The organism is Bradyrhizobium sp. UFLA05-89 (genome assembly GCF_059803475.1).
Map to the genome: position 1 here is coordinate 61327 of NZ_JBANBA010000038.1, position 11253 is coordinate 72579.

13 protein-coding genes are annotated in these 11253 nt (G+C 62.5%); 11 read left to right on the forward strand and 2 right to left on the reverse strand.

Annotated elements, in window-relative coordinates:
* Window positions 1-2: 2 nt before the first annotated feature.
* A complete protein-coding gene (locus SO139_RS21060; RefSeq protein WP_449379926.1) occupies window positions 3-764 on the reverse strand; it encodes an enoyl-CoA hydratase-related protein in 762 nt (253 codons plus the stop codon).
* 26 nt (window positions 765-790) lie between these two features.
* On the reverse strand, window positions 791-1711 hold the full coding sequence (locus tag SO139_RS21065) for a LysR substrate-binding domain-containing protein (protein ID WP_449379925.1): 921 nt from the start codon (window positions 1709-1711) through the stop codon (window positions 791-793).
* Between the two features lie 98 nt (window positions 1712-1809).
* Between SO139_RS21065 and SO139_RS21070 the strand changes: the two genes are divergently transcribed.
* The 11 genes from SO139_RS21070 to SO139_RS21120 form a co-directional block, all read left to right on the forward strand.
* On the forward strand, window positions 1810-2586 hold the full coding sequence (locus SO139_RS21070) for an ABC transporter ATP-binding protein (RefSeq protein ID WP_449379924.1): 777 nt from the start codon (window positions 1810-1812) through the stop codon (window positions 2584-2586).
* Complete coding sequence (locus SO139_RS21075; RefSeq protein ID WP_449379923.1) at window positions 2583-3305, forward strand: ABC transporter ATP-binding protein; 723 nt, start codon at window positions 2583-2585, stop codon at window positions 3303-3305. The genes SO139_RS21070 and SO139_RS21075 overlap by 4 nt, the downstream gene beginning before the upstream one ends.
* Window position 3306: 1 nt before the next feature.
* On the forward strand, window positions 3307-4221 hold the full coding sequence (locus SO139_RS21080) for a branched-chain amino acid ABC transporter permease (RefSeq protein ID WP_449379922.1): 915 nt from the start codon (window positions 3307-3309) through the stop codon (window positions 4219-4221).
* Between the two features lie 4 nt (window positions 4222-4225).
* Window positions 4226-5299 (forward strand): branched-chain amino acid ABC transporter permease, encoded by a 1074-nt coding sequence (locus SO139_RS21085; protein ID WP_449379921.1) that lies wholly within the window; start codon window positions 4226-4228, stop codon window positions 5297-5299.
* A 30-nt stretch (window positions 5300-5329) separates the two neighbouring features.
* The gene (locus SO139_RS21090; RefSeq protein ID WP_449379920.1) at window positions 5330-6517 is read left to right on the forward strand and encodes an ABC transporter substrate-binding protein; all 1188 of its coding nucleotides are present in this window, start codon (window positions 5330-5332) and stop codon (window positions 6515-6517) included.
* An 88-nt stretch (window positions 6518-6605) separates the two neighbouring features.
* Window positions 6606-7334 (forward strand): 5-oxoprolinase subunit PxpA, encoded by a 729-nt coding sequence (pxpA, locus tag SO139_RS21095; RefSeq protein ID WP_449379919.1) that lies wholly within the window; start codon window positions 6606-6608, stop codon window positions 7332-7334.
* Window positions 7335-7377: 43 nt separating this feature from the next.
* On the forward strand, window positions 7378-7620 hold the full coding sequence (locus SO139_RS21100; protein ID WP_449379918.1) for an acetyl-CoA carboxylase: 243 nt from the start codon (window positions 7378-7380) through the stop codon (window positions 7618-7620).
* Window positions 7621-7636: 16 nt separating this feature from the next.
* Window positions 7637-9031, forward strand: a complete 1395-nt coding sequence (locus SO139_RS21105; RefSeq protein ID WP_449379917.1) for an acetyl-CoA carboxylase biotin carboxylase subunit — start codon at window positions 7637-7639, stop codon at window positions 9029-9031.
* A 43-nt stretch (window positions 9032-9074) separates the two neighbouring features.
* Complete coding sequence (locus SO139_RS21110; RefSeq protein ID WP_449379916.1) at window positions 9075-9950, forward strand: 5-oxoprolinase subunit B family protein; 876 nt, start codon at window positions 9075-9077, stop codon at window positions 9948-9950.
* Window positions 9940-10917 (forward strand): 5-oxoprolinase subunit C family protein, encoded by a 978-nt coding sequence (locus tag SO139_RS21115; RefSeq protein ID WP_449379915.1) that lies wholly within the window; start codon window positions 9940-9942, stop codon window positions 10915-10917. The genes SO139_RS21110 and SO139_RS21115 overlap by 11 nt, the downstream gene beginning before the upstream one ends.
* A gap of 186 nt (window positions 10918-11103) precedes the next feature.
* On the forward strand, window positions 11104-11253 hold a 150-nt coding region (locus SO139_RS21120), incomplete at its 3' end, for a helix-turn-helix domain-containing protein (RefSeq protein WP_498540541.1).

An 11253-nucleotide genomic window follows, 5' to 3' on the forward strand; every position in this document is an offset into this window, starting at 1 on the left:
TCTTATCTGACCTTGCGCGCAAAGAATTTCTGGAATGCTGCGAGCGCCTCTGGCGAGCGCATGCGCTCCGCGAAGAAATGGTTCTCCTGGCCTATCCGGCGCTCGATCTCTTCGGTTGGGGGCTTCAGGAGCTTACGCGCGGCCGCGACCGCCTCCGCCGGCAGCGCGCAGATTTCGCGCGCGACTTTCTGCGCCTCGACGACGGCGTGCCCGGGCGCCACGATCTGATTGACCAGGCCGGCCTCCTTCGCGTCTTCCGCGCTCATCTCGCGGCCCATCACCAGCATAGAAAACGCGCGCTGATGCCCAACCATACGCGGCACGAGCAGGCTGGTGGCGCCATCGGGCAGGAGGCCATAGTGGATGTAGGGTGAGGAAAACGTCGTGGTCGTGCTCGCGATCACGTAGTCGCAATGCAACACCATGGTCATGCCGATGCCGATCGCAATGCCATCGACGGCGGCGATGATCGGCTTGGTGTTGTTAACCAGCGCCTGAAGGAAAGTGACCGAGTTGCGCGGCCGCGCGCCGTCGTCGGCTTCGGTCGCAGCTTTCAGGAAATCGCCGATGTCGTTGCCGGCGGTGAATACGCCCGAGCGGCCCGTGAGGATCAGGCAGCGGATCGCGGGATTGGATTGCGCGGCATTGATGGCATCGCTCATCGCCAGGTACATGTCCTGGGTCAACGTGTTCTTCTTCTCCGGCCGGCGCATCGTGATCATGCGGGTGGCGCCGTCGTCGGTGACGATGATGTGCTCGGTCATGACGCTTCCCTCGCAATCTCGTTCTCTTAGTCGAACTGGACCGGCTCAGATCCGGGGTAGGAATGAGCGACGAACTCGCAAAACGCGCGAGCTGCCGGAGAAAGATCCGCCTTGCTCTTCCAGGCAAGCCCGACATCCATGGTGTGGACATCGTCATCGAGCGTCTTCAGATCGATGCGATGTCCCTCGAGCGACCAGGGACGATAGACCATGTCCGAAAGGATGGTAATTCCCATGCCCGTCGCAACCATGCTGCGAACGGCCTCGACCGACAAGGTGCGGAAGATAACGTTCGGAACATGCGTCGTGTGCTGCCAGTAGCGCATTGCGGAGCGTTCGGCTTCGTCGACGGTCAACATCAGATAGGGTTCGCTCGCCAGATCCGCCAGTTTGATGCTGTCTCTGCGGAGGAGCGGATGATTGGCACAAGTCCACAAGCGACGCCGCGAGCGCAGCAACAGCCGTGAGCGAATGGAGTGCCGGTCATGCAGATTCGAAACGAGCATGACCGCAGCATCGACGCTGCCGCTGATCAGACTCTGCTCGATCGCATCGCGCTGAAATTCGTGCAGGCGTACCGTTATACCTGGAAACGAACGCCAGAAGCGGGACAACAGCGGCGGCAGGAAATATCCGGCAACGGTATAGCTGACGGCCACGTCGACTATGCCGTCAACCTGCGTTCCCCAGCGATGCGGGCCGCGCATCGCATCTGAAACACTCGCCTCGATGGCGCGGGCGCGTTGCAAAAACTCCTGTCCGTCGAAGGTCAACGTCACGCCGTTCGAGTGACGGTCGAATAGCTTGCGGCCAAGCTCGGCTTCCAGCATCTTGATCGAGGCTGTAACCGCCGACTGCGAGACGTTCAGAGCAGCTGCGGCCGCCGAAACGCGTCCGGTTTCGGCCGTGGCGATGAAATGCCGAACCTGACGGAACGTCAGAGACATCAAATTTTCCGATATCAGTGAACGATATTTCGAATTTTACAATCACCCGGTGGAACGGAAAAATCAATCCATCGGTTCGCGGGTGAGAAGGCATTAAGATGATGTCCGGTGGCTTGGAGTTGGTCGCTCGCGATGTCAGCGTCCAATTCGAAGGCTTGAAAGCGTTGTCCGGCGTTACCCTGACCGTACCGCGGGGGCGCATCACCGGGCTGATCGGCCCCAATGGCGCCGGCAAAACCACTCTTATTAATGTACTTACAGGTTTTCAGCCGGTCGGCATCGGTAGCATCGAACTTGAAGGCGAGCCGCTCAATGGCATTGCGGCGCACAAGTTGCGACGCAAAGGCGTAGCGCGGACTTTCCAGTCGGGCCGACTTTTCCGTGATCTGCCGGTGATAGACAACCTGGAGGTGACCGGCGTCGGTCTCGGCCAGGCTCGTCGCGACGCGATCGCGGAGGCCGAGCGGGTTCTGGCCTGGCTCGGCATTTCGCACCTGGCGAGCACCATCGCGGGCGCCCTGCCCTACACGGACGAGCGGCGTGTCGCCGTCGGCCGCGCTATCATGTGCACGCCGCGCTATCTGCTGCTCGACGAGCCGGCGGCGGGCATGTCCGAACATGAGAGCCACGAACTCGCCACGATTATCCGGCGGATCGCGGATGAGCTCAACGTCGGCGTACTCCTGATCGAGCACAATATCGGCCTCGTGCTCGAACTCTGCGAGCGCATCTTCGTCCTCGACTCCGGCGAAATCATCGAAGTCGGCACACCCGCAGAGATCCGCGATAGCGACGCCGTGCGACATGCCTATATGGGTACGCAACGCGACGAGTTGATTCCGCCGATCGTCGCTGAAGAGGCGGTCGCATCATGACGTTGCTCGCCGTCGACGACATCACGGTCAGCTACGGGCGCTTGACGGCGCTGCGTGGGGTCACGCTGAAAATCGACGAAGGCGAAGTCTTGTTCGTGACTGGCCCGAACGGCGCCGGCAAATCGACCCTGCTCAATGCGATTGCGGGCGTCGTGCCGGCGGGCTCGGGCTCCATCATGATCGATGGCGCAACGGTCACCGGCACCTCGCCGGAAGAAATTGCCCGGCGCGGATTCTCGCTGGTGCCGGAGGGACGCAACGTCTTCGGCGGCCTGACGGTCGAGGAGAATCTGAAGGTCGGCACCGGCATGCGGACCGACCGGAAGAAGATCGCGGACGATCTGGCGTCCGTCTACGACGAATTCCCGATGCTAGCCGAGCGCCGCCACACCCCGGCCGGCATGCTCTCCGGCGGCCAGCAGCAGATGCTCGTCATCGGTCGCGCACTGATGGCCGCACCGCGCATCATGGCGATCGACGAGCCGTCGCTCGGCCTTGCGCCAAAGATCATCGACCAGGTCTACGAGATCCTGGTACGGCTGCGCGCGCAGCGCAAGCTCACCCTCCTTATCGTCGAGCAAAGCTCGACCCGCGCCATGATGACCGGTGGACGGATGGTTCTGATCCGCGGGGGGCGCATCGTTCTGGAGGGCGCCGCCACAGACATGATCAAGGACGATCGACTGAAGCAGGCCTATTTCGGCTTCGGAGATCACTGAGATGACGGACATCCTGCAGATCGTCTTCGACGCGCTGAGCCTCGGCAGCCTTTACGCGCTGGGGGCGCTCGGCATCGCTCTGATCTTCGGCGTCATGCGGCTGGTCAATTTCGCCCACGGCGATTTCATCGCCTTTTGCGTGTTCGCAATGCTGTGGCCCTCGGTCGACGCGGCGGCGATCGTATTTGCCGGCCAACTGCCGTCCTATCTGCTAATCCCGCTTCTGCTCCTGATCGGCGCGGTGCTGTCGATACTGTCGGAGATCGTGGTCTTCCGCCGCTTCCGCAACACCAATCCGGCGACGATGATGATCGCATCCTTTGCTCTCGGCTTCGTCATCCGGCATCTCCTGCTGATGCTGTATTCGAGCCGGCCGAAATCGATCACGCTGTGGCCGAGCCTGGGCCTGCCGGTCGAATTCCTCGGCGCCCACATCCCGATGCTCCAGGTCGTGACCATCATCATCACGCTGGTCGTACTCGTCGTGCTCGTCCTGTTCCTCAAGCGCACGCGCTATGGGCTGGAGATGCGCGCGGCGGCGGAGAATTTCACCATGGCCCGCATGCTTGGGGTTCGCGCCAATGGCGTGATCCTGCTGGCTTTCGCCATCAGCGGCATGCTGGCCGCGGCGATCGGCCTGATCCTGGCCACCAACTCCGGCACCGCCGATATCAGTATGGGAGCCAACGTGATGCTGATCGCCTTCATCGCAACCGTGATCGGCGGCCTCGGCAGCATTCCGGGTGCCGTTGCGGCCGGATTCCTGATCGGCGCGGCGAGTGTCGTGTTCCAGGCGACGTTGCCTCATGACGCCCGCGTGTTCCGCGATGCCTTCGTCTACGGCGCCGTCATCGTCGTGCTCCTGGTGCGGCCACAGGGCCTGTTCGCACCGAAATCAGCCAAGCAGAGAGTTTGATCGAATGTCGACGCGGCCATCCGTCATCCGGCAGACGATCGTGACTCCGATCATCCTGATCGTAGCGCTGCTCATCATGGCCGCCCTCGCCTATCAATTCGGCAGCCGGGCCTTCAATCGCACCGCCGTCGAGATGTTCATCAACATCATGGTCGTCGTCGGCCTCTACGTCTTCGTCGGCAATTCGGGCCTGCTGTCATTCGGCCATATCAGCTTCATGTGCCTCGGCGCCTACATGACCGCCTGGCTCGCCATCCCGCCGGTGATGAAGTCGATCACGCTCAAGGGACTGCCGGCTTGGCTGCTGCACACGCAACTACCGATGTGGGTGGCGACCCCAATCTCGGGCGTGTTCGCGGCGCTGTTCGCGCTGATCATCGGACGCGTGATCATGCGCCTGTCGGGCATAGCCGCCTCGATCGCGACTTTCGGCCTGCTCGGCGTCGTCAACAACGTCTATTCGAATTGGGACTCCGTGACGGGTGGACAGGGCTCGATCGTCGGCATTCCGCCAACCATGAACGTCTGGATTGGGTGGCTCGGTGCCGCGATTGCGATCGTAATCGCCTATCTCTATTCGATCTCGCGCTCGGGACTTGCGCTTCGCGCCACGCGCGACGAGGCCGTCGCCGCGAGCGCCTCCGGCATCGACGTCGTCCGCGAGCGGCTGATCGCCTTCGTCGTCAGCGCCTTCATCATCGGGCTCGCCGGCGCGCTCTATGCACACTTCCTCAGCATCGTGAATCCTGGCGCGTTTTATCTGCGGACGACCTTTGTCACGCTGTCAATGCTGGTGGTCGGCGGCATGTACAGCCTCAGCGGGGCCGTCTCGGGCGTAGTCGTGATGTCGTTGCTGATCGATCTGTTCCGCAATCTCGAGAGGGGCATCAGCCTCGGCGGCCACACCATCGCATTGCCGAATGGCGTCCAGGAGATCGCGATCGGCATCATCACCATTGTGATCCTGATGTACCTGCCCACGGGACTAACCCGCAACCAGGAATTCTCCTGGCGCGGATGGCCGTTGCAGCGGCGTCTGGCTCGCCCCGTCCAGACGGCGCTGAAGGAACTGAACTGACGTTCGTTTGCTCAATTGGAGGAGTGGCTCATGCGTTTTACGACAATACTCAGTGTTCTGGCGGGAGCGACTGCGCTCTGCTTCACGCCCGCCCAGGCGGCCGACGAGATCGTCGTCGGCTTTGCGACCGCGGCATCCGGATTCATGCAGGCCTATGACAAGCCGGCGCAGGATGCGGCTCTGATCAGGATCGATGAGATCAACAAGGCCGGCGGGCTGCTCGGCAAGAAGATCAAGCCTGTCTTCGCCGACACCAAGACCGACCAGGCCGAGGGCGCCAAAGCTGGTCTTGCGGTGCTCGACCAGGGCGCCGACCTCGTCATTGTCTCTTGCGACTACGATTTCGGCGCGCCCGCGGCGCTGCAGGCCCAGGCAGCCGGCAAAGTCTCCTTCTTCCTCTGCGCAGAGTCGATCAAGGCCGGCATTCCCGGCGTCGGCCCGTTCTCGTTCTCAGCCTCGGTGCTGGCGGCGGTCCAGGGCGCGACCATGGCGGAATGGGCCTACAACAAGAAGAATGCGCGCAACTTCTACCGGCTGCTCGATAGCTGGACCGTCTACAACAAGGGGATTTGCGACGGCTTCGACTGGCAGATGCCGCACCTGAAGGAGGCCAAGCTCGTCGGCAGCGATACTTTCAAGAACGATGACGCCTCGATCGCCTCGCAAATTACGCGCATCAAAAGCCTACCGAAGGAACCGGACGCCATCATGCTCTGCACGATGATGCCGGGCGCCGTATCCGCCATCAAGCAGATCCGCGCCGCCGGCATCAAGTCGATGATCCTGAACGGCTCCGGCGTCGACGGCAGCTATTGGCTGAACGCCACACCGGATCTGTCGAACTTCTACGTTCCGGTACAGGGCTCGGTCTATGGCGACGATCCCAATCCCAAGGTCAACGAGTTCAACAAGAAGTACAAGGAAGTCACCGGCGGCGATCCGTCGAGCCAGTACGTCTATCCCGGCTACGTCCTGATCGACGTCTGGGCCAAGGCGGTCGAACGCGCCAAGTCTACCGACGCGCCGGCGGTCGTTGCCGAACTCGAGAAGATGACCAACGAACCGACGCTGTTCGGGCCTCGCACCTTCACCAAGGACATCCACCATCAGAACCAGGGTCGTTACCTGATCGTCGACACCGAGGCCGGCAAGCCGAAGGTGGTCGATCAGTGGACGATCTCGGAGAAGATTCCGCTCGACTATCTGGTGTCCAAGTAAACCGGCAATGCGCCGTCCGGGGTACGCCATGCGGACCCCGGACGACCTTGCTTCTTCGTCTGCAAAGTCGTTGGGAGGAAATGGAGAGATGGTCGTGATCAACTGCGACATGGGCGAGGCCTACGGCCTCTACAAGATGGGCGACGACAAGGCACTGATGCCCCATATCGACGTCGCTAACGTCGCTTGCGGCTTTCATGCCTCCGACTTCAATCACATGCGCAAGACGGTGCAACTAGCCAAGGAGTTCGGCGTCAAGGTCGGCGCGCACCCCTCGCTACCCGACTTGCAGGGTTTCGGCCGCAGGGAGATGAAAATCAGCCGCGAGGAGCTGGCCAACTGCCTGCTCTATCAGATCGGAGCCCTCAAGGCGTTTCTCGACGCCGAGGGCATGGCCCTCAACCACATCAAACCGCACGGCGCCCTCTATGGCATGGCGTCGCGCAACGAGGAGATCGCTGAAGCCGTAGCCGATGCCGCCGACGTCTATAAGGTGCCACTGCTCGGCATGAAGGGAACGCTGCATCAAACGGTCTATGAGCGCCGCGGCCACACCTTCGTCGCCGAATATTATGCCGACCTCGATTACAACGCCGACGGCAGCCTCATCATCACCCGCGAGCACGAGGCCAAGGACCCCGTCGATGCCGCCTCACGGTGCACGCGCGCCGTGAGCGAAGGCAAGACGCGGACAGTGGCCGGAAACGACATCACGGTCGGCGCCGATTCGATCTGCATCCATTCCGACACGCCCAACGCAGTCGCGATCGCGGAGGCCGTTCGCGAGGCGGTCCGTCCCTATCTCACTGCGCGCTGAGCCAGTGCGCCAACAATCGAAGCAATCACGTCACGAGGAATCCATGGCAACCCAACAGATCTTCTCGCCGCTTCCGGGCATCTTCTATCGCAAGCCAGCCCCCGACAAGCCGGCCTACAAGAACGACGGCGACGTGGTCGCAGACAGCGACACGATCGGGCTCATCGAGGTGATGAAGTCGTTCAACGAGGTGAAGGCTGGCGCCGCCGGCAAGATCCTGCGGTTCCTCGCCGAGAACGAGGAGCCCGTGATGGCCGGTCAAGCGATCGCCGAAATCGACACTTGAGGCTCACCGCATCTCCATGCCGATCAAAAAGCTCCTCATAGCCAATCGAGGCGAGATCGCAGTGCGCATCATCCGCGCAGCGCGCGAGCTCGGCATTGCGACCGTGCAGGTCTATAGCAAGGCCGACAAGGACTCGCTCGCTGTCCGGCTCGCCGACGAGTCGATCGAGATCGGCCCGCCCCAAGCTTCAAAGTCATACCTCAATCAGGCGACCATCCTTGCTGCCGCCAAGACCTCTGGCGCCGATGCCATCCATCCCGGCTACGGCTTCTTGGCCGAGAACGCCGAATTCGCCGGGGCTGTCGAAGCATCAGGCCTGATCTTCGTTGGTCCGACCGCGCAATCGATCCGGCTGATGGGAGACAAGGTCGCGGCGCGGGAAGCTGCAGCCTCGGCCGGCGTTCCCACTGTCCCTGGCAGCCGCGGTCGCCTGGAATCGATTGACGACGCTTTCGCGCTTGTCGGCAAGACGGGCTTTCCCGTCATGATCAAGGCGGCAGCCGGCGGCGGTGGGCGCGGCATCCGCATCGCGCGATCGGCCGAGGAATTCCGTCATCTGATGCCGCAGGCCCAGGCCGAAGCGCTCGCCGCGTTCGGCGATGGTGGGCTGTACGTCGAGAAGCTGGTCGAAGGCGCGCGGCACATAGAGGTGCAGGTGCTCGGTGACGGGCACGACGTCATTCATTGCTTCGAGCGCGAATGCTCCTTGCAGCGACGTCGCCAGAAGGTTTGGGAAGAGGCCCCCTCGCCTTCGCTGGCTGCAGCCGTCCGGGAAAAACTTTGCGCTTCTGCTGTTGCGCTGGCCAAAGCGGTCAACTACCGCGGCGCCGGAACGCTCGAATATCTCTACGACGACAGGACGCATGAATTCTATTTTCTCGAGATGAACACCCGCATCCAGGTCGAGCATCCCGTCACAGAGATGATCACCGGCATCGATCTCGTGGGCGAGATGATCCGGATCGCCGGCGGCGAGCGCCTACGCTTGCGCCAGGACGAGGTGTGCGTCAGCGGCCATTCGATCGAGGTCCGCATCAATGCCGAGGATCCCTCGAAGAACTTCCTGCCGAACCCGGGAACCGTCAGCGCGCTCGACGTACCCGGCGGCGACGGCGTGCGCTTCGACAGCATGCTCTATCAGGGCTACACCGTACCACCTTTCTACGACAGCCTGCTCGCCAAGCTGATCGTGCATGACAGAGATCGAGCGAGCGCGATCCGAAAGCTCGAGCGCGCCCTTGCCGAGCTCAATGTCGAGGGCCTGGCGACGACGAAGTCGCTGCATCAGGCGCTTACCCGCGACGCCGACGTGCAGGCCGGACGCTTCCATACAGCCTGGCTCGAACCTTGGCTGGACTCCCATGCCGCGACGCTTGCGGCGCCGTTACCGACGGCAAAGGCTGCCCCATGATCACGAGAGAACCCGCCCCGTCAGCAACAGGAGGCCGCTAGTCATGCAAACCCGATTTTCCTTTGGCGGTGATGAGCACATCTTCGCCGAAGTCGGCGAAGCGATGTCGCTGGAGGCTTTCTTCAAGAGCCTCTTCGTCACCAATGCGGTGCGTGACGCCAAGATCAAGGGAGTGACCGAGATCTGTCCGGCGAATGCATCCTATCAAATCAAGTTCGACCCTGATCAGATCAAGCCCGACGATCTCCTTACCGAGCTGAAGCGGCTGGATACGGGATCCGAGAAGTCCGAGCCGGTGATCAAGACGCGGATCATCGAGATCCCCGTGCTCTACAACGATCCCTGGACGCACGAGACCCTGATGCGCTTCCGAGAACGGCACCAGGATCCGAACGGGACCGACCTCGAATACGCCGCGCGCATCAACGGGCTCGATGGCGTCGATGCCTTCATCAAGGCGCATTCGAGCTCGCCCTGGTTCGTCTCAATGGTCGGCTTCGTCGCAGGCCTACCCTTCCTCTACCAGATGGTGGAGCGCAAGCGGCAGCTTCAGGCGCCGAAATATCTGCGGCCACGCACGGACACGCCAAAGCTCACCGTGGGGCACGGCGGATGCTTCAGTTGCATTTATTCGGTGCGCGGTGCTGGCGGCTACCAGATGTTCGGCATCACGCCGATGCCGATCTACGATCCCAATCAGAAGATCAGCTATCTGCGCGACTTCATGTGCCTGTTCCGACCGGGCGACATCGTGAAGTGGAAGCCGATCGACCGGGCAGCCTATGACGCAGCAGTCGCCGACGTCGATGGCGGCCGCTTCGCGCCGGTCATCCGCGACGTCTCGTTCTCGCTGACCGAGTTCAACCGCGACATTGATGCCTACAACCGCAAGCTCGATGGAGTCCTCCATGGCCATTAAGGTTTTGAAGCCGGGTCTGGCGACCACCGTCCAGGACCTTGGGCGCCCCGGGTATTATCACATCGGCATCCCGCTCTCCGGCGGCATGGACCGTCACGCGCTCGCGGCCGCCAATTTACTCGTCGGCAACCCGGAAGGTGCGGCCGTGCTCGAAGCAGTGTTCATGGGACCGGAACTCGAATTCACCGAGGACGCCACGGTCGCGATCGCCGGCGCCGAGCTGCCGCCGAAGCTTGATGGCGAGCCGCGCGAGACCTGGACCAGCTTCAAGGTGAAGCGCGGCCAGATCCTCTCGTTCGACTTCCTCAAGCAGGGCGCGCGCGGCTACATTGCGGTCGCCGGCGGCATCGATGTTCCCGTCGTTCTCGGCTCGCGCTCGACCTATGCACTCGGCGCGCTCGGCGGCTTCAAGGGCCGAAAGCTCGAAGCCGGCGACGAGCTGCCGGTCGGCAAGGCCGCAGCAACCGTGAAAGATGGCCGCACGGTCGCGAAGGACCTGCGCGGCCAGCCGGCCGGCATGCCGACTGAGTTGCGCGCCATGCCGGGGCTCTACTGGCATCGCATCACCGAGGCCGCCGGCAACGCCTTCTTCTCCGACACCTGGAAGGTTGCTCCAGAAGCGGATCGCATCGGCTACCGCTTCAAGGGCGGCAAATCACTCGAATTCGTGCCGCGTGAGCCGCCGTTCGGCGCCGGCTCGGATCCCTCCAACATCACCGATGCCTGCTATCCCTATGGCTCGATCCAGGTGCCCGGGGGCACCGAGCCGATCGTGCTGCATCGTGACGCAGTCTCGGGCGGCGGTTATTTCATGGTCGGCACCGTCATCGCGGCAGACATGGATTTGATCGGCCAGCTCCAGCCCAACACGCCGGTCAAGTTCGTCAAGGTCGGCATGGATCAGGCGCTTGCAGCTCGCAAGAACCGGGCGGAGTTGCTGGGCAAGCTCCGGGCAGCCCTGGCGTAGTCGCCGGAGGCCGCATGATCTGACAGCGCCCCGGCCGGCACCGGTCGGGGCGAACAGATGTGTTTGCTTCCACATTCGCGGCTGGTGGCCGTCCTGGCAAACTCCCCTTCGGCATGAGAGTTGCAGCGGACGCGCTTGGGCTGAGAAACACCAGACATGAGCTATGCAAACATCGGAACAACCGCGATGTCCGTTTCTCTGAAACAGATCCGCTATTTCGTCGCCGCTGCCGAGACTGGACGCATCAGCCAGGCGGCCATGGACCTCAACGTCTCGCAATCGGCCGTGACCGCGGCAATCCAGCAGCTTGAAGCAATCGTTTGCGCGCGCCTTCTG

Bases quoted from the DNA above. Each gene is read 5' to 3' on its own strand.
- SO139_RS21060 (WP_449379926.1), bottom strand. From the start codon at position 764: ATGACCGAGCACATCATCGTCACCGACGACGGCGCCACCCGCATGATC.
- SO139_RS21065 (WP_449379925.1), bottom strand. From the start codon at position 1,711: ATGTCTCTGACGTTCCGTCAGGTTCGGCATTTCATCGCCACGGCCGAA.
- SO139_RS21070 (WP_449379924.1), top strand. From the start codon at position 1,810: ATGATGTCCGGTGGCTTGGAGTTGGTCGCTCGCGATGTCAGCGTCCAA.
- SO139_RS21075 (WP_449379923.1), top strand. From the start codon at position 2,583: ATGACGTTGCTCGCCGTCGACGACATCACGGTCAGCTACGGGCGCTTG.
- SO139_RS21080 (WP_449379922.1), top strand. From the start codon at position 3,307: ATGACGGACATCCTGCAGATCGTCTTCGACGCGCTGAGCCTCGGCAGC.
- SO139_RS21085 (WP_449379921.1), top strand. From the start codon at position 4,226: ATGTCGACGCGGCCATCCGTCATCCGGCAGACGATCGTGACTCCGATC.
- SO139_RS21090 (WP_449379920.1), top strand. From the start codon at position 5,330: ATGCGTTTTACGACAATACTCAGTGTTCTGGCGGGAGCGACTGCGCTC.
- pxpA (WP_449379919.1), top strand. From the start codon at position 6,606: ATGGTCGTGATCAACTGCGACATGGGCGAGGCCTACGGCCTCTACAAG.
- SO139_RS21100 (WP_449379918.1), top strand. From the start codon at position 7,378: ATGGCAACCCAACAGATCTTCTCGCCGCTTCCGGGCATCTTCTATCGC.
- SO139_RS21105 (WP_449379917.1), top strand. From the start codon at position 7,637: ATGCCGATCAAAAAGCTCCTCATAGCCAATCGAGGCGAGATCGCAGTG.
- SO139_RS21110 (WP_449379916.1), top strand. From the start codon at position 9,075: ATGCAAACCCGATTTTCCTTTGGCGGTGATGAGCACATCTTCGCCGAA.
- SO139_RS21115 (WP_449379915.1), top strand. From the start codon at position 9,940: ATGGCCATTAAGGTTTTGAAGCCGGGTCTGGCGACCACCGTCCAGGAC.